This is a genomic window from Belliella alkalica (assembly GCF_022549785.1).
Classification (GTDB): Bacteria; Bacteroidota; Bacteroidia; order Cytophagales; family Cyclobacteriaceae; genus Belliella; species Belliella alkalica.
Window position 1 is genome coordinate 241,810 of sequence record NZ_JAKZGO010000005.1, and the last position, 19,576, is coordinate 261,385.

11 protein-coding genes are annotated in these 19,576 nt (G+C 38.3%); 4 read left to right on the forward strand and 7 right to left on the reverse strand.

From position 1 onward, the window contains the following. Nucleotides 1-38 precede the first annotated feature (38 nt). On the reverse strand, nucleotides 39-464 hold the full coding sequence (locus MM213_RS08325) for an META domain-containing protein (RefSeq protein ID WP_241411285.1): 426 nt from the start codon (nucleotides 462-464) through the stop codon (nucleotides 39-41). An 855-nt stretch (nucleotides 465-1,319) separates the two neighbouring features. Between MM213_RS08325 and thrA the strand changes: the two genes are divergently transcribed. The 3 genes from thrA to thrC all read left to right on the forward strand — a co-directional run bounded on the left by thrA (nucleotide 1,320) and on the right by thrC (nucleotide 6,219). Continuing rightward, on the forward strand, nucleotides 1,320-3,776 hold the full coding sequence (gene thrA, locus MM213_RS08330; protein WP_241411287.1) for a bifunctional aspartate kinase/homoserine dehydrogenase I: 2,457 nt from the start codon (nucleotides 1,320-1,322) through the stop codon (nucleotides 3,774-3,776). Then, a complete protein-coding gene (locus MM213_RS08335) occupies nucleotides 3,773-4,702 on the forward strand; it encodes a homoserine kinase (RefSeq protein WP_241411288.1) in 930 nt (309 codons plus the stop codon). The genes thrA and MM213_RS08335 overlap by 4 nt, the downstream gene beginning before the upstream one ends. Before the next feature lie 218 nt (nucleotides 4,703-4,920). After that, nucleotides 4,921-6,219, forward strand: a complete 1,299-nt coding sequence (gene thrC / locus MM213_RS08340) for a threonine synthase (RefSeq protein WP_241411290.1) — start codon at nucleotides 4,921-4,923, stop codon at nucleotides 6,217-6,219. 63 nt (nucleotides 6,220-6,282) lie between these two features. Here thrC and MM213_RS08345 read toward each other — a convergent pair whose 3' ends face one another. From MM213_RS08345 to MM213_RS08360, 4 genes are all read right to left on the reverse strand, one after another. Beyond that, on the reverse strand, nucleotides 6,283-7,032 hold the full coding sequence (locus tag MM213_RS08345) for a hypothetical protein (protein ID WP_241411292.1): 750 nt from the start codon (nucleotides 7,030-7,032) through the stop codon (nucleotides 6,283-6,285). Between the two features lie 395 nt (nucleotides 7,033-7,427). Beyond that, nucleotides 7,428-8,732, reverse strand: a complete 1,305-nt coding sequence (locus MM213_RS08350; protein WP_241411294.1) for a PepSY-associated TM helix domain-containing protein — start codon at nucleotides 8,730-8,732, stop codon at nucleotides 7,428-7,430. A gap of 352 nt (nucleotides 8,733-9,084) precedes the next feature. Next, nucleotides 9,085-10,593, reverse strand: coding sequence for a SusD/RagB family nutrient-binding outer membrane lipoprotein (locus tag MM213_RS08355; protein WP_241411295.1), 1,509 nt, complete (start codon nucleotides 10,591-10,593; stop codon nucleotides 9,085-9,087). Nucleotides 10,594-10,621: 28 nt separating this feature from the next. Continuing rightward, nucleotides 10,622-13,714: a SusC/RagA family TonB-linked outer membrane protein gene (locus MM213_RS08360; protein WP_241411296.1), complete on the reverse strand. Its 3,093-nt coding sequence runs from the start codon at nucleotides 13,712-13,714 to the stop codon at nucleotides 10,622-10,624. Nucleotides 13,715-13,807: 93 nt separating this feature from the next. On the opposite strand from MM213_RS08360, the gene MM213_RS08365 reads away from it, so the two are divergent. After that, nucleotides 13,808-14,818, forward strand: a complete 1,011-nt coding sequence (locus MM213_RS08365) for a helix-turn-helix transcriptional regulator (RefSeq protein WP_241411297.1) — start codon at nucleotides 13,808-13,810, stop codon at nucleotides 14,816-14,818. 104 nt (nucleotides 14,819-14,922) lie between these two features. Here MM213_RS08365 and MM213_RS08370 read toward each other — a convergent pair whose 3' ends face one another. Together MM213_RS08370 and MM213_RS08375 are read right to left on the reverse strand one after the other, a co-directional pair. Further along, the gene (locus MM213_RS08370; protein ID WP_241411298.1) at nucleotides 14,923-16,296 is read right to left on the reverse strand and encodes a RagB/SusD family nutrient uptake outer membrane protein; all 1,374 of its coding nucleotides are present in this window, start codon (nucleotides 16,294-16,296) and stop codon (nucleotides 14,923-14,925) included. A gap of 13 nt (nucleotides 16,297-16,309) precedes the next feature. Beyond that, on the reverse strand, nucleotides 16,310-19,315 hold the full coding sequence (locus tag MM213_RS08375; RefSeq protein WP_241411299.1) for a SusC/RagA family TonB-linked outer membrane protein: 3,006 nt from the start codon (nucleotides 19,313-19,315) through the stop codon (nucleotides 16,310-16,312). Nucleotides 19,316-19,576 lie beyond the last annotated feature (261 nt).

A 19,576-nucleotide genomic window follows, 5' to 3' on the forward strand; every position in this document is an offset into this window, starting at 1 on the left:
AAATTTCCCGAAAGAAGAATTTTGGAAAAACCCTTTCATCATTTCGCTTGCGGAACAAAACTCATCAGCTCCTTTGCACCATCAAACAGCGTCAATTTATCTTTGGCAACTTTCATGTTTTTAGCTTGAGAAAGCAATGAGACAAACTGATTTTCACCATTTCCGTCTCCGCATGCCTTTTTGGTCATAGCCCCTGGATCCAAATTCAATGCTGTACCATCCAACTTAAAGTTTCCTGAAAAATTATTACATCCAGCAAAACCTGACAGTTTGCCTCCATCCATAAAATTCAAAAATGGAAGTCCAGCCGTAAATTTACTAGCATCTAAACCTCCACCCAAAATAGAGGACAATACCCAGTTATTTCCTGTTAGCATACTAAGAGGATTCATCTTGCTGATCGAATCGCACGACGAAAATGATAAGAAGACAAGAAGGAGCAATACATTCGATAATTTTTTCATAGTTAAATAATTTAAATGGTCATTTTTATTAATGGATTTAGTTAAATTGATTTTGACTTTTTGATCAGCTATTTTGAGGCCAACTTGTAAATTCATTGAAGGATTTAAAGCATTAGGCTAAAACATTGGTAATTTGAAGTTGATAAAATAAAGTAGATAGCACTAATTTAATAAAATTCTAAAATAAATCAGTCTTTTTTAAATTTTCCATTATTCACAACTTGAATATAATTTATAATAAGAGTATCCACAATGTTGCACGTTAGGTAAGAAGGAGCTTTGTAAGTTGCGGATACTCGTCAGCCTCAAGAGTTCACAGTCAACAGAACCACAAATCGTTCATCCAACAATCTATTTTTGGCTACGTGCAAGAAAGCGAATAGTCATAATTTATTATAGACTTTTCGAAAAATAGAAAAATTATCATAATCAAGTCTCAAAATGATTTATTTTAGAACAATCTTTAAAATATAATTAACAAAACCAAATTTAAATCTGAAATAGGCAGTTACAATACGTAATAAAAGCAATGAAAAATTAATAAATCCTTAACAGATGAAGTGTTAATTTAAAAAAACAACAAATTTATTTTTGGTTTTTGAAAAAATGTAACTAGAATTGTGTCATCAAAAAATAACTCATGCAATTCTCGGCAAAAAACATATCCAAAACAGTAATTTCAGTAGTTTATACTGAGGGTGACTGCATTTTTGGCATGAGCACATCTACTTTTACGACTACCACCATTACGGGTTAATCCCGTGATCCCTTATACATATAGCCCTTTCTATCAAGGTCCGATTTATTGGACTTTACTATCATATTATATTATTCATCATAAAGCAATCAATTTTTATGAAAATCTTAAAATTCGGAGGATCCTCAGTCGCAAATCAAGAGAATATCAAAAAGGTATTTGATATCATTAGAAAAAGTCAATCAGAAGGAAATATAGCTGTAGTTTTCTCAGCATTTGGAGGCGTGACGGAAGTTTTGCTCAATAGTGCTGCTGCTGCAAAAAATGGTGATAAATCTTATACAGAAGATATTAAAGTACTGGAAGATCGTCACATAGAATTGGTGAGACAGCTTTTCCCGATTCATTTGCAATCCCCTGTACTCACTTATGTCAAAGTCCGTTTCAATGAATTGGAAGACCTTTTTCACGGAATATTTTTAATAAAAGAATGTTCCCCTCGTACCTTGGATTATGTGGCAAGTTTTGGAGAAAGATTATCAGCATTCGTATTGGCAGAAGCACTCAAAGTAGAAGGCTTCAACTCGAAGTATCTAGATGCAAGGGATGTCATCCGTACCAATGATAGATTTGGAAATGCCAAAGTTGATTTTCCTGCTACCAATGATTTGATCCTTGACTATTTCCATAACAATAACACTATCCAAATCATAACTGGATTTGTAGCATCTACTTCCAAAGGTGAAACCACGACTTTGGGAAGAAGTGGCTCTGATTACACCGCTTCTATCTTTGCCTCTGCCCTACATGCTGAAAGTTTGGAGATTTGGACAGATGTATCTGGAGTAATGACTTCTGATCCAAGGTTGGTATATACTGCATTCACTATTCCTCAATTGAGTTACAGTGAAGCGATGGAGCTGTCGCATTTTGGAGCCAAGGTGATTTTCCCTTCTACCATGATGCCTGCGATGAAAAAAGGGATTCCGATCTATATCAAAAACACTTTTGAACCTTCAAATCCTGGCACTTTGATCAATGGTGATGCTCCTTCGGGCAAGTTGATCAAGGGGATTTCTTCCATGTCTGACATATCCCTACTCAATATCCAAGGTGCAGGCATATTGGATGTGATAGATGTCAACAGAAGGATATTTACCGCTTTGGCAAGTGTGAACATCAATGTGATCTTGATCTCTCAGGCATCATCAGAGCAGATTACCTGTCTGGCAATCAGATCATTTGAAGTAACCTTGGCCAAAGAAGCAATAGAAAAGGAATTTTTCCATGAAATCAGAAATGGAGAAATCGATGTGGTCCATGTGATCTCTGACTTGGCAATCGTAGCCGTGGTGGGAGAAAATATGAAACAAAATCCAGGAGCAAGTGGAAGGATGTTCCAAGCTTTGGGAAGAAACAACGTGAACGTTTATGCTATTGCACAAGGAAGTTCTGAGTTGAATATTTCTGCTGTGGTGTCAAAATCCGATTTGCAAAAAGCACTCAATGCATTGCACGAAGCATTTTTCCTATCTGACAATAAAGTACTACACGTATTCTTGGTTGGTGTAGGTCTGATCGGTCAGGCATTGACCAAAATGATCGCAACTCAGCAGCAAAAGCTCCAAAAAGAAAACCTACTTGACATACAAATTCACGGAATTGCCAATTCCAGGTTTATGGCATTCAATGAAGATGGATTCGATTTGAAAAATTGTCCCCTTCCTGAGAATGCTGATGGAGCTATGGAAATGGATTTGGATAAATTCATTACCCAAATGGAATCCATGAACTTCTCCAATTCAGTTTTTGTGGACTGTACTGCCAGCCAAGATGTGGCGGATTTCTATGAGAGAGTCTTGGAAGCAAAAGTGGCTATAGTCACACCTAACAAAAAGGCAAATTCAAGTTCATTGGAAAAATACAAGAATCTCAAGAAACTGGCCGGAAAAAGAAGTGTGAAGTTTCTTTATGAAACCAATGTAGCTGCCGGACTTCCAGTCATCAACACACTACAAGATCTCATGCTAAGTGGTGATAAAGTGATCAAAATTGAGGCTGTATTGAGTGGATCGATGAATTATATTTTCAGTGAATTGGAAAAAGGTGCTCCATTCAGCGAGGTGGTGAAGCTTGCAAAAGAGAAAGGATACACAGAACCAGATCCAAGAGACGACTTGAGCGGAATGGATGTTGCCAGAAAAATATTGATCTTGGGAAGAGAAGCCGAGCAGGATTTGCATTTTGAAGACATCAGCATACAGAGTATGGTGCCAGAGGACTGTGTTGAAGCTAAATCTGTCGATGAATTCTTCCAAAAGCTTCAAGGTCATGATGGCGAATTTGCGCAGCTTCTTGCCGAAGCAGCAGAAAGAGGTGAAAAACTCCGCTTCATGGCAACCCTTGAAAATGGAAAAGCTAAAGTTGGCTTGAAATCACTGGATAATTCGCATCCATTCAGCACATTGAAGGGAAGTGATAATATGATTCTTTTCACAACTGAAAGGTACCATGATTTCCCAATGATCATCAGAGGTCCTGGAGCAGGTGCGGATGTGACTGCGGCAGGTGTATTTGCAGATGTTATCCGACTAGGAAATTATACAAGATCATGAAAAAATCGATAAGGGCATTTGCCCCAGCAACCGTCGCCAATGTTTCATGTGGTTTCGACATCTTAGGTTTCGCTATAGATGAATTGGGAGATCAGGTGGAAGTTTCCCTGTGTGAGACTCCCGGTCTTAGGGTAGTCAATATCGAAGGAGATGGAGGAAGATTGCCTTATGAAGCAGACAAGAATACATGCACTGTAGCAATCCAAGCCATGTTGGATCAGTTGGATTATAAAAAAGGTATGGAAATATCTTTGTACAAAGGTCTTCCTCTTGGTTCTGGAATGGGCTCTTCGGCAGCCAGTGCAGCTGCAGCGCTTGTAGCCGCCAATGCACTCTTGGGTTATCCATTTGACAAAAAGCAACTGGTAGATTTTGCTGTCAAGGCAGAGCTAATCGCATGCGGGGCAGCACATGCTGACAATGTCGCACCTTCCTTGCTTGGAGGATTTGTATTGATCAGGGATTACGAACCACTCGATGTCATCAAACTACCTGTTCCCAGTGGGCTTTATTGTACCCTTTTGCATCCCCATCTCGAACTCAACACATCTGATTCAAGATCTGTATTGAGAAAACAGATTTCCCTCAAAGACTCTACAATCCAGTCTGGAAATATCGCAGGTTTGATCGCAGGTTTGTTCCAAAAAGATTTCGATCTGATCAGCAGATCGCTTAAGGATGTCATTGCAGAACCAACAAGGGCACTTTTGATCCCAGGTTTTTATGAATTGAGAGATGCCATCAAATCTGTCGGAGCATTGGGTTCAGGAATCTCAGGCTCAGGCCCAACGATTTTTGTCCTGTCACCCTCCAAAAAGATCGCTACAGCAGTAGGTACAAAAGGCAGCGAAGTATTCAAAAAAATAGGACTCGATGTGGATGTTTACATTTCTGAAGTCAATGACAGAGGCGCCTACGTAATTTGATACATCATAAAAAATCTGATTTTACAAAATCATGTCAATATTCAAAGCATTAACTCCAGTTTAATCCATTTCGATCCACCAGAGGCGGACAAGTTATTTATTGATACATGACACTTGTTGATATTAAACAAAAACTATAATTAACACTTGTAATTCAGGGTGGAACAAATACTGAAATTACTGGCGAAAAAGCATATATCCATAATAAAATCATCACAATGAATTTTTACAGTACAAATAACCCAGAGCATAGAGTAAGCCTCAAGGAAGCTGTGATCAAAGGTCTTGCACCCGATCAAGGGCTTTATATGCCAGAAAAAATCCCTACACTCCCTCAGGATTTTTTTGATAAGTTACCAGACCTTAGCTTTCAGGAAATTGGCTATGAAGTTATCACAGCATTGTTTGGTGAGGATTTGTCTGTGGAGCAGATCAAAGAACTTGTTGACCACACTTTGACCTTTGATGCTCCATTGGTGAAAATTGAGGAGGGAGTCTATACTTTGGAATTATTTCATGGCCCAACATTGGCGTTCAAAGATTTTGGGGCGAGGTTTTGCTCAAAATTGATGTCGATTTTGATGGAAGACGAAGACAGGCAAGTAAGAGTGCTTGTGGCCACTTCAGGTGATACAGGCAGTGCTGTCGCCAATGGTTTCTACAAAGTACCCGGGGTAGAAGTCATCATTCTCTATCCTAAGGGGAAAGTAAGTGAACTACAAGAAAAGCAGTTTACCACGCTCGGAGAAAACATCTCAACTTTGGAAGTCGATGGTGTATTTGATGATTGTCAAAAAATGGTCAAAGAGGCATTTTTGGATAAGGAACTGAATGAAAAAATGCTCTTGACTTCGGCCAACTCTATCAATATAGCAAGATGGATTCCACAGTGCCTGTATTATTTCTATGCTTATTCCAGACTTCCGAAAACTGACAAAAAGCTGGCAATATCTGTTCCTAGCGGGAATTTCGGGAATCTTGGAGCGGGAATTTTGGCTGAGAGAATGGGCTTGCCTATTGACACTTTCATCGCTTCCACAAATGTAAACAGGGTCGTTCCCAATTATTTGGCAGGAAACCCATTTACTTCGGAGTCCTCACTACAAACTATCAGTAATAGCATGGACGTAGGTAATCCCAGCAATTTCTACAGACTACTGGCATTGTTTGGCAATGATGAGGCACTTTTCAGGCAAAAGGTAAAGGGTTTTTACTTTGATGATCAAGATACTATCAATGGAATGAAAAATGTCAAACAAAACAGCAACTACATCATGGATCCGCATGGTGCAGTGGGATATTTGGGTTTAAGAAATTTCCGAAACATCTCTCCAGACGAATATGTGGGGATTTTCTTGGAAACCGCACATCCTGGCAAATTCAGAAATGTAGTAGAAGAAGTCTTGGAACTAAAGCTTGAACTCCCAGAAAGACTTGCAAAGTTTATGGAAGGCGAAAAGAAAACTACAGCATTGAAAAATGATTATCAGGAGTTTAAGAAGTATCTCTGTAATTAGTTTTTCGTAAAATAAATAGGCTATCCTGATTTGGATAGCCTATTTTATTCTAAAGCAAGGCAATTAAAACCCAAATTCATAACCTGCCTGCAAAGTTGTATAAGAACCGCCAAATCTATGACGAGCCGCAAAATATTCATTTTCAAATGAAATAGAAGTATATTCAATCTTGGAAATTGGATCACTCAAAGCATGACTGTAAGAAAATGCAGCCAAAAACTTATGTCTTCCAAACTTCTTAAATACTGATATTTCTGGCCGAAGATGCAACAATATTTTTTGGTCGGAAAAAGAATATGCCACCTCATGCCCACGAAGATAAGAATCAATCAAATCCCCATTTTCATTTCTGCTAATATAGCCTGCCAAGAAAATCCCATCAGCATCCAAAACATGTATATCTGAATATTGGTGTGCGAGATTGCTATTGATACCAGCAGATAAAATCAGACCAAATCCACTGTTTCCAAAATCTACATGATAATCCAAACTGGACATTGCTTGTGGCTGAACTCCGGAAAACCCTGTAGTTCGTAAATCTGAATTAAACTCATGCGCTGACTTATATCCTAGAATCCCTGTTCCTAACCTGACACTCCAACTTGGTCGAATAAAATATCTTCCATACAGTATAAAGTTAACTCCACCAGCTCCCCTGGCGTCAAAACCTACCAATTGATTTGGAACATTTAGAGTTTCGGGTATCAAAACAGATCTACCGCCCTGTAATCCTATAGAAAACTTGCTTTGGGCATTGATTTGTAATGTGATTACAAATACTAGAAATAAGAAAACAATTAATTTTTTATTCATAATCCTAAAGGTTGATTTTTTACAAAAAAATAGAAAATAAATGACATTTTTCAAATGAAAACTACTTGCATTTACTCAAACTTTAATTTTTGTATTTGATTATCCCCAATCATGCCACTAATCAATTAAACGATTGTTTTTTGGCAAACTGATACTAATAGATATTGGATATTTATTGATATTGGTTCGAAATCACAGGTTAATTCAATTATTTAGATTCTACTGGTATGAAAACGGATATACATAAAAAGGAAAAATCAAATTTAGATTTTTCCTTTACATAATTCTAAAGAAAGCTGGACTTAAAACATGGATAAGCTTTAGTTTAAATATTTTTTACTCTCTAAGGTTCTATGATTATAAAATTTTTTAACCTTAAATCATCTAACCCAGAATTAATTTAACACCTCTGAATGTGTTTTTGTATCAGAAGTCTGGACTTTTCTTCTTGGATTTGGTTTTTTCTTTTTCATTTTGTTGATCCAAATCAGCGTCCCGGTGACAGGTAAGCTAGTGGCTATCAGACAAGCAATAAAATACAACAATTTTGAAAATTGCCCATAAACATCACCTAGATGTAGCGCTTTGATCGAACTGGAAACCCTCTCGTTGAAAGGTTTGTCTCTAAAGATATCCTTCTCTATGACTTCCAAGTTGGCAGAATTCAAAACAACTTTGTCACCAGCAGATGGTGCAAAAAAACCTGTCCTTCCTTTTTGGATATTCACTGGATCTCCAGCTTTTTGTGGCAAATTTACTCTGTAATTCCCCTCATACTGTAAGTGATGGTCAACCACTGCTATGTAATCCATAATAGAATGAATTGGCACATTGACTTCTTCTTGGGTCAAATCTCCCTGTTTTTCATCATCGACTCCCCTTTTTTGACCTTCTCTTCCTTGCCCTCTTTCAGCATTAGGAGCAGGTCTTTCTTGATAAGTGCCCAATGATTTTTGCAATGCTTCCCTATACCATGGAAATGACCAAAATGGGCCTGTGACACCCATAAAAAAAAGAATGATAATCGAATAAAAAGCCAAGGTATTGTGCAAATCATGGTTTGTCCGCTTCCAGCTTTTCCCAAATTTGACTTTCAATCCTTGTCGCCAATTTTTGATTCTTTGGGGAAACCAGATGATCATTCCCGTAATCACCCCTATAGTGAACAAAATCGTACATGCACCTGTAATATAACTCCCCAGAGTCCTGTTTGGCAATTCCCCAATCAATGGTTCCTCGATTTTGTCCAACAACAACCATCTGTGAAGACTAAACATATATCCCATGAATTCTGCCACCTGATTGGGCTCATCACTTTTGCCCAAGATTTGACCAGTGTAGGGATTTACAAAATAAGTTACTCCAAACCTACTATTGCCGCCTTCTGGCCTTGTATTTACTTGAAATGGTCGACTTGCAGATTTTTCAATGCTAATTCCTGTAATAGGTGCATCTGTCTCAGCTTTGACAAGTTCAATAACCTTGTCAGGACTGAGCTTTCTTGTATCCTGCGGCACTTCAACTTTATACAGATGTGATGCTCCCATCTCCCTGATTTCCGTATTATATACATAAATAGTCCCTGTCAGGCAAACTACAAGAATTACCAACCCACTAATCAAGCCTGCCCATAAATGGACATCATTGAAGAATTTTCTGGTTTTCTGCCAGAGACCTTTTGTTTGATTTGTATTTGCCATATTAGAGTATTTATATGTTTCCTTTTTACTATTTGATAATATTTCCTAGTCTTAGAACTTGGACAAACTTTATCCTTTGATCTGTGAGTGCGGCTCTCTACAACTATCTTGGTAGAATGTTCAATGTTAAGCGTTAAAAGCACGTCACGTTTAACGTGTTAACGCTTAACACTTTTTTATTTAGGCCACAGGTTAAAATGGTTATTAGTCGATTAGTTGTTAGTGCACCAATTGACTTAAAACATATCAATTTGTTTGGCTACTGATAAGTAAGCGGATATAATCATTCTTTATAAATGGATATACAAACCGAAAACCCAATCAACTACACTTTTGACAGTTGACTCTTTCCTTACGGCATCCACCATATTTTTGCAGTCAGCATTTCGTCATTTCCTTGGGCTACGACCTCTTCGTTGTTTGTTCCTCTTTCTGTTTCTGGGTACATCAATCTCAAAGGTCTTCCGGTCACGCCACTAGCGGCTGTTCTTGGATAATTTGGAATGCCCAACCTTCTGTAATCATTCCATGCTTCTATGCTGCTGACACTGTTTAGAGCCAACCATTTCTGTTCTATGATTCTTTCCAGACGATTTGGAGCTGAAGTGATCGCCACCGATTCTTGATCTAGATAGCTGCTCAATGCGGCTACTGGGACTTTAGTGTAAGAAAATGACTGTGCAATAGCCTGATTGTAAAGCAACGCTACATCTTGGGAAACCCAACCTCTGTGTGCCGCTTCTGCTTGCAAAAACAAACTTTCAAAATCACTCAAAATCACACTGGATTGATTCAGTGCATGAAAAATACCAGTCGCTTGACCTCCATTTTCATTTGGCCCCCTAAATGCCGATGTTGCATTCCTTTCAAAGTCCGGATTTCCTGCATCTGAATTTCCAAACACCACACCTTTGTAACTTCCACCCACGGCTACATACAATCGCTCCAACCTTGGATCATTTTTACTTTCCAGTTGACTTAGCAAGTAATTTGTAGGACGAATATTCTGGTAGTTGGCAGTAGTATTTCCCTGAACATCCCTATAGTAGGATGCCCAAAACGGATTCATTTTCCCATTGGAATTCAGATATCCCGGATTGACAGCGGCAGTTTCACCTGCTGACAAAAACCCACTTCCTTCAGCACTTATTTTTTGAATTTCTGAAGTAATATAACCTGCATCAGCTTTTTCGCTTTGCCTAATCAAAGCCCTTAGCTTCAAGGTATTTCCAAATTTTGCCCAAAGCACTTTGTCACCATTGAACAATACATCTCCGTGATTTTGGGGAATTACTCCAGAAGCTTTCACATCGTCAATCCCAGCTGAGATCAAATCGATAGATTTCTGATAGACAACATTTCCCGGTTCGTACTTGGGGTTGATTACATCACTTCCCTGCGCAGCATCGTCAAAAGGGATATTGTTATACATATCTACCAATCTCAAAAACAGCATTCCTTGCATTATTTTCGAAGTACCGGCATAAAACAATTGCCCATTCTCTTCGGCTTCTTCCTGAATCAATCTGAAGTAAAGGATGTTGTTGAAGCCATTTTCCCAAACAGGAATACCTTCTCTTTGACTTCTGATATTTTGGCCATTGTAGGTTTTCAAATCAAAAAACTGATTGATTCCTTCATTGTTCGTCCCCCAATAACCTCCCCAGAATGAACCTATTTGATTTAGTTGGAGTGTTTCTTGGTTGGCGACTGACACCAATGCCCCAGGCAGCTTAGCGCTCAGTGGAAGATTGTCACCAATTGGGCTGTTGGGATTGCTATTCACGTCCAGAAATTCGTCGCAAGAATACAGGGCAAATAGTGAAAGTGCAAAAAGGGTATTTAAAATATATCTTTTCATTTTTGAATTCGATTGGAGATTTATAATATTAGAAAGAAGCATTCACAGTGAAGCCAATTGTTCGCATCGGAGGAACTTGCCTAAAACTGTAATACCCATCTGTGTTGTTGTATAAATACTCTGGGTCACCGATATTATTACTTGAATGAGTTATGATAAATAAATTCGTAGCAACCACTCCTACGGAAGCTTCGCGGAAAATTTTCTGACCCTGCAAAAGTGTTGCTGGAACTGTATAGCTAAGGCTCAATTCACGAAGTTTGAAGAAATCAGCTTTTGCAGCAGTATTACTTTGAACAGCGCCTTGTCTCGTCCAAAATTCCTTTCCTCCACCTGATGTGGTCAGACTTGTGTTTTCTACAAACACTCCTGGTGAAGTTTCTATCACTGAATTTGGCCATACGAAAGCTTCCCTTCCATAAGCTGCTGTGATTGGGTGTGTTCCGAATTCATACATCGGTGGAATTGTCTCAGAGTAGAACCATCCTCCCATTCTCCAATCAAACTGTGCCGCTAGGGAAAAACCTTTGTAATCTATCCTAGAGTTGATCCCCATCATGTAAGGAGGAACCATCGGACCTAACTTCACATTATCCGGTGCTACTAATGGATCACCTGTTTCGGCATCTACCACTACCCTTCCGTCAGGAGTTCTTTGGTAGTCACTCACCCACAGCATTGGGAATTGATCACCGACAAAAGCATAAGATTGTCTGAAATTCTGACGAAACTCAGCACCTCCATAAAGTTCCCGAACCACATTGTTGGTATAGGTGAAATTGAAACCTAGATTGAAATTCCAATCCATGGTCCTCACCACATCCCCACTTACACTCAATTCAACAATATTATTCGTCATTCTACCTGAATTAACCAACATGGCATTATATCCTGTAGCCCTGGAGATGTTGGCATTTGAAATCTGACCGTCTGCATCAGAATATACATAAGCACCGTCCACGTACAATCTATGGTTGAACATTCCCAATTGGAATCCTGCTTCAAAGGAAGTCACAAACTCAGGTTGGATATTTGGATTAGGATTGGTCAGGCCAGGTAAGAATCCTATTGAATTTCCAAAAGGGAAACCATTACTTTGGCTATAGGCATTGTTCAATTGGTAAGGAGAAAGTGTTACGTTTCCAGTCTTATTCCATGAAGTGTAGATCTTTGCAAATGATAATTTCCTAATCTGTCTCAATGCCGGGATCGCTTCAGAAGCTACCAAAGATGCACTTACCCCTGGATAGAAGTAAGACCTGTTTTCCTTGCTTAATGTAGAGATCCAATCATTTCGACCTGTAAATGTCACAAACAAGAGATCCTTGTATCCAGCAACATATTCACCATACACAGCAAGTGATCTTTGCTCAGTAATACCAGATCCACCGCCTAACTCACCTTGCCTACTGTCTGGATTGATGATGTCAGTGTAAAGCAAGTTACTGGCCGATACATTTTGGGTTTTTCTATAATCAGTTCTGATATTCTGTCCAAGGAGCAATCTATTGCTGAAGTCACCAAAATCTTTCTTCAAGCTAATGATCAAGTCAGAATTCAACCTTCTATAAAAGAGACTTTGATCACTTACTGATCCAGGTGTATTTCTTGTACCTTCTGCTTGATATTTATTGGTGAAATTCCGCACTTCATCTGTGGAAGAATACATCCCCACTCGGTACAAAACATCCATCCAAGGAGCTACCGCATAATTCAGTTCAATCTTTCCGTTTAGGATTTGCTGATTATTTTGGTTTCTCATATTATCAATCAAAAAATATGGATTTCTTAGCCAGCTACCATTGGGTATAAAGTAGTTATTGGGGTTCCCTGGAGAATTGAGATCCTCCCAGTTTCTGATCAAATCATAATCGAAATTTGCCGGAAATCTATACGAGCTGATCCAAGGTCCATCGGGGGTAACATCTTTTTTGTTGTTGATAAAATTGATATTGTAGGAAGTTTTCAGTTTTCCGAAATCTCTAGATCCATTGAATCTCAAATTGACTCTATTGTTTTTATCTTCAGGAATTATCCCTGTTTGGGTTACGTATTGGGCAGAAAGAAAATAGGTGCTTACATCATCTCCACCAGAAAAAGAGACATCATTCTGGACATTGACACCAGTTTGGAATAAGTTCAGTCTATTGTCCCTAGATGGGGCAGCATAAGTTAGCATAGGCTGAGTTCCGTCAGGCAAGGGATTTCCAAATGGTCTAGAAGTACCATCAAATGCCGGCCCCCATGACTCGAAAGTTGTTGGACTATAGACACCATTGTTTCCTTGTCCATACAAGGTCTGCGCTTCAGGAAGAAAATAGACATTTGAGAATGTCGTGGTATTACTAATCCTCACGATACCCTCACCTTTTCTTCCTCTCTTTGTTGTGATCATCAAGGCACCATTTACACCTTCAGAACCATATAGAGCAGCAGCATTTGCACCTTTGAGGACAGTGATGCTTTCTATGTCATTGGGATTCAATCTGCTGATATCCGGAATAGGAACACCATCTACAACATAAATTGGTTCATTAGGATTTCTTCCATCTATTCCCGAAGATCTTTGCAAAGACCTATTTCCCCTCAATACAACTTGAGCTGCAGGATCTACTTTACTGTCATACATATTGATCCTCAGACCAGCCACTTTACTTGACAAACCAAACAAAGGGTTCACAGTCTTGCCTTGATTCAAATTCTCAGAATCCACAATTTGGGCAGAACTGCCCAATTCCTTTGCTGGTCTGGAAAATCCCAATGCAGCAGTAACTTCCACTTGCGACAATTCCGTTATATTCTCTTTGAGATATATTGTCACATTCTGTTCATCTTCGGAAGCCAAGATCTCCTGAGATTTGAACCCTACAAATTTGATCAGCAAGATATCTCCAACTTCTGCATACATCCTGAACCTTCCCTCAGCGTCAGTAACGGCTGTGGCAGGGCTGTCCTTTACTTGGATTGTAGCTCCAGGAAGCGATTCTCTGGAATAACTATCCAACACCTGTCCATTCACATGGATTCTTTGTGCCAAGATTTCATTCGAAATCAACATAAGAATCAGAAGAGTTACGAGCTTAAAGCAACTTGTTTTTAATGTATGTAAATTTTTCTTCATCGATTTATTTAGATTAAGTCTAAAAAAGAATTAATTTTGTGATGCAAAAGTAAATGATGAATTACTTGATTAATGACCCTTAAGGGAATTAAAATGACGAAAGAGGGAGAAAAAGAAACAAAGCAATTTGAACGACTTTTAGATAAAATTGATCCAAAAGGTCAGGATATGAGCGATTATTGGCAAGTCTCTACCGATACTTCATCGAGCAAACTTCTTTTTAAGGAAATAGAAGAAGAAGGTATAACTGGTCAGGAATTTTTGTCCGAGAAAATATATTATTGCTATGCCAAAAGCATAACAAATAGGCAAAACACTATAATTATAAAAACACGACCTGATTATATACAGGTTAATTTTTGTCTGAAGGGCAAATTAAGGTACAACTTGAGGGAAAGCAATAAAACCATCTACCAAATCAATCCACTCACTGCCAATTTTATTTATTATAAATGTGATGAAATTGCCATTGAAAATGAATCTGCGGATGGTTTTGAGGTTTTGGTTTTCAATATTCATTTAGGTTTTTTGGAAAAAAACTTTCCTGATTTCTATTTGAGGATTGGTGATTTCATAAAAAAAATCAAACATGGCCAAGGTGAGTCACTTTCTCCAAATAACATTTCGATAAGCACCACTTTGCGGACCATGATCCAAGACTTTACCTCAAAGAGATACTCAGGCTGTTTTTTGAGTCATTATGTAGAGTTGAAAACCTTGGAATTCGTCATCTTATTGATGAATGAATTTGACAACATCCAGATATCCGAAAAATCTCCATTGAGTGAAACTGATCTAGAAAAAATGAACTTGGCAAAAGAAATCTTAATCCAAAGAATGTCTAATCCCCCAAGCCTGAAAGACTTGGCGAACATGGTAGGGACGAATGAATTTGATCTTAAGAAAAAATTCAAAGAAGCTTTTGGTATGACTGCTTTTGCACTTTTGCAAGATTATAAAATGGAGCTGGCACGAAAAAAACTCATGGAAACTGACCTGAAAATTGTAGAAATCGCCGAGGAATTGGGATATAGTCATGCGACCCATTTCACATCAGCTTTCAAAAAAGCCTTCGGGGTATTGCCAAAGGATGTGAAAAAATGAAACAATAGAAAATTTATTAAAAAAAAGTCTCTCAGATTTCTCCGAGAGACTTTTTGAATTATATGAATACTATTGAATGAATTTCCTCTTGATTTTCGCAAGATTTAATTACCATAACCTTCATTCTGAACTAAGTTAGGATTTGCGTCCATTTCTCGTTGAGGAATAGGAAATACTAGCCTAGGGTCATTGAATTGAAAAGTTACACTATTTGGTGTACCGGCATTTTCAGTAACAGATCCACGCGTTCTTCTTACGTCATGAATTGCATGACCTTCATGTGCAAGTTCGAGTTTTCTTTCATTCAAAATATCAGGTATCGAAACAGTCAACAAAGCAGGTAAACTGACTCTAGCTCTGATCCTGTTAACATCTTCCAACGGAGTTGCACCAATAGCTGTTCCTTCTCTAAGGTTTGCTTCTGCTCTTGTCAAGTACAATTCAGCGAGTCTAAACACCTTAACATTTCTGAATTGATCTCTCCATTTGGAAGTTCTCTCTTCTCCAGCAGAGAAGAAAAACTGCAACAACCTATCATCATCCTGATTGTAAAGGTCAATATGCCTTTGCATGATGGCTACATCTCCACCTCTAGCCCCAAATTCAGGCAATGAATAGAACAAAAACATGTCATTTGCAGGGTCTTGAGTATTTACCTGAATTGTGAACAAATCTTCGTTGGAATCATTTTCTGTATTGAAAGCATTTAAGAATACTGGGATAAGACTTTTCCCGTTTGCTGTGGCGGCAGTAATTGCTCTATTTGCAGCATCTCTTGCATCTGCAAAACGCTCCATTTGCAGATATACTCTCGAAAGCTGGGCAGCCACAACGTAGTTCCTTGCCAAGAAGCTATTCACAGCAGGAACCAAAGATTCGGAACGATTTAAATCTGAAAGGATCTGCTGATAAACTTCCCCAATGGTGTTTCTACTTACAAAATTCTCTTCAGTAACTGCTCTTGTTGGTGTCAAAACCAAAGGAACACCCAATCCCGAGGTTCCAGCTGTGTAAGGCTGAGCGTACAATTTTATCAATTCGAAATACATCGAACCTCTGATAAACAAAGCCTCACCTTCTACCCTTCCTCGATCAGCTTCATTTACTACATCCAATGAAGCAAGCACATTATTGGCAACATTGATTGCCCTATAAGCTGCAGCCCAAGTCCCCTCTACAAAAGAATTTGTAACAAAAATCTGTTTGTTAAACATTTCCCTTGGCTGATTGAAGGTTCCTTCCCAACGGACTTCACTATTCGCACCCAACATTTCTGCATATAACTGAACCCTTCCCCCATAAAGAAAAGTACTCCTGATCTCTGAGTATGCACCAAGCAAAGTACTTTTTACATTGGCATCATTACTCAAAGCTAAGTTTTGGTCTATACTCTGTCTTGGCACTTGATTCAGTTGATCATCGCAACCACTGAATATTGCCAAAGAGCAAATCAATCCTGTAATTATATATTTTTTCATGATCTTATCTTAGTTAAAATCCTACATTAATACCGAGAGAGAAGGTTTTAGCCTGTGGAGCAGAGTAAAAATCATTCCCTTGGAAAATATTACCACTCAAACCATCTGTGCTTACCTCTGGATCCCATCCTCTGTAGTTTGTGAAAGTCAACAAGTTTTGTCCAGTGAAGAAAATTCTAGCTGAACTCAACTTAAACTTAGTCAACTGATCTGATGGGATACTATACCCAAGAGTCAAAGTCCTTAATCTTAAATAACTTCCATCTGACAAATACCTACTTGAAGCATTACAACCATTACATTCTCCTAACCTAGCCTGAGGTATATTTGTAAGGTCTCCAGGATTTTGCCATCTTCCCATTTGGTCTCTTGTAGAATTGTCAAACCAATCTCCATTGGCTGCGAAGAACCCTCCACCACCGTCGTAAATGTCATTTCCAAAGACACCCTGGAATAAAATACTCAAGTCAAAGTTTTTGAACTTGATGTTATTTGTAATACCACCAAAGAACTTTGGATTAGGGTCTCCAACAAAAGTCCTTTCTGCATCATTAAAACTGCTTGTAGTTTCTGTCCTATCAGCATTTGTATAATATAATGCATCACCATTTTGAGGATCTACTCCTGCATAAGCAGGCCCATAGAATACACCGATTGGTTGACCCACAAAAACCGCATTCAAAAATCTTGATGACGATGATGGTATAGAAGTTTGTCCAGGCGCTAATTCTTTAACCTCGTTAATATTTCTTGCAAAATTCACCGATGTATTCCAAGAGAAATTCTGCTTGGAAACATTGACTGAATTTAGGACAATTTCGAAACCATAGTTTACCATTCGTCCGATATTCTGTCTCTGCACATTGAAACCAGTAGTTGCTGGAACCGGAACGTTCAGTAGCAAGTCTGTTGTGTTTTTGTTATAATAATCTAACTCACCCGTAATTCTGTCATTGAACAATGCAAATTCAACCCCAAAATTCAATTGGGCTGTTTTCTCCCAAGTTAAGTTAGGATTAGGGATTTGAGTTGGTCTCAAACCTGGAATCAAAGCGTAGGAAGAAGTACCAAATAGGCCAAGGTGATCGAAATTGCCTATTTCCGCATTTCCTGTAAGACCATAAGAACCTCTTACTTTCAATAAGCTTAGTTTATCGTTTCCTTTGAGGAAGCCTTCTTCAGAAACAATCCATCCCAAAGAAGCTGCTGGGAAGAAACCGTATCTACTATTTTCTCCAAATCTTGAAGATCCGTCTATCCTAGCACTTAATGTAGCAAGATATTTATTTGCATATTTATAATTTATTCTTGAAAAATAGGACAAGAAAGTGAAGTTGGTAATGGAAGACTCACCACCTGTAATCTCAGCTGCTGATGCCAAAGTCCTCAACTGATCGAGTGGAAACTCCTGCCCTTCTACAAAAGTGAAGTACCTATCAGATTTTTGGAAAGACATCCCTGCAACTGCCTCAAAATTATGTTTTTCAGCAAATATTTTATTATAAGTAAAATAATTGTTCGTGTTGTAGTTGAAAACCCTAACCCATCTTGACCTTGCAAAACCATTTGTGGAAAGTCCCAAATTAGTTTGAGAGCCGAAGAACTGCTCTTCGTTTTGATTGAATACATCGACACCAAATTCTGATCTAAATTTAAGGTCGTTTGTCAACTTATATTCACCAAAGATGTTAGATATATTTCTAAAAGAAGTATTCAACCACTCAGCATTTTCCGAATCAATTAGGTTATTATAATAAGTAGCAGTAGGCCTATCATATAATTGTCCATTTAGATCCCTAATTGGAGTAATTGGCGCTAATGCAACTAATTGTATCGGATTGTTGAACTGATTGTCATCGGAAAGTCTATTGTTTTGGGTTCTACTCAATCCAAAATTAGCTCCAATAGTAAATCTTTTAGAAACAGTGTGGTCAAGATTCAATCTACCTGAAATTCTTTGAAAATCATTTCGAATCAAGATACCTGTCTGATCATCATATGCACCGCTAAAGAAGAATCTCGTTTTTTCATCACCACCTGATGCAGAGAAATTAACATTTGTGGTTCCAGCATCTGGGTTAAAAGCTTGCTTTTGCCAATCTGTATCTGTTTCTCCATTTCTCCAATCAGACCAGCCAGAATACCTATCCAATCTCGACTCTACAAAGGCAAGATCTCCAACATTTTCACCAGCTTCTCTCATCAACTCTACAAATTCTTGTGCATTCAAAAACTCACGAAGTCTAGTAGGAGATGAAATACCCCTTTGAATTCCTACATTAAACTTTGTTTTCCCTTTTGCACCTGATTTAGTAGTAATCAATACAACACCATTGGCACCACGCGCACCATAGATTGCTGCTGATGAGGCGTCTTTCAAAACTTCAAATGACTCAATATCATTGAAATTAATATCTGCTAATGGGTTATAAAGTCCAATACCACCGGACGTAGTCATTGGTATTCCGTCAATTACATACAATGGATCATTTCCACCAGAAATAGATGTAGTACCTCTGACTCTAATTTTAACACCTTCACCAAGTTTTCCACTTGAAGACTCTACAAATACACCGGCCATTCTACCTTGTAGAGCTTCTTGGAAGTTTGGTACTGGAATAGTGGCTAATGCCTCACCTTTTACTGAAGCGACATTTCCAGTCAAATCACCTTTGGTGGTACTACCATAACCTACTACCACTACTTCTCCCAAAACTTTTGCATCCGGAGCAAGGGTCAAATTAATTATTGAGTTGTTCCCAACTGCTAATTCTTGGGAAACAAAACCTACAAATGAAAACACCAATGTTTCATTTGCATCTGCTTGGATAGCATATCTACCATCCAAATCTGAAATTGCACCTCGGGTAGTTCCTTTGACGATGACATTGACCCCTGGTAGCGGTTCATTGTCCTCACCGGAAATAATCGTCCCCGAAATCTGTCGCTGTTGCGCCGAAACTTCAAAACTGAAGGCCAACGTAAAGAGCGCAATTACAAAGAGTAAAGCTTTTCTCATAAGGTTTTTAGTTTAGTTGAACCGTAAATATTACGGAATTCAACCAAATATCAAAATAATCTAATTATAGCTTAGTTATATGTTAATTAACATTGAAAAATGATATAATCCTTTTTAATATCATTATCTGAAAATAATCCTTATAAATCCGAAACACTGTACCATTTATTATGCATATAAATTTTTTAACGGTATTTTACCTATTTAATAGGTTATTTAAGGCAATTATTTGGTTTGTTGTATCATAAAAAACCTATCTTT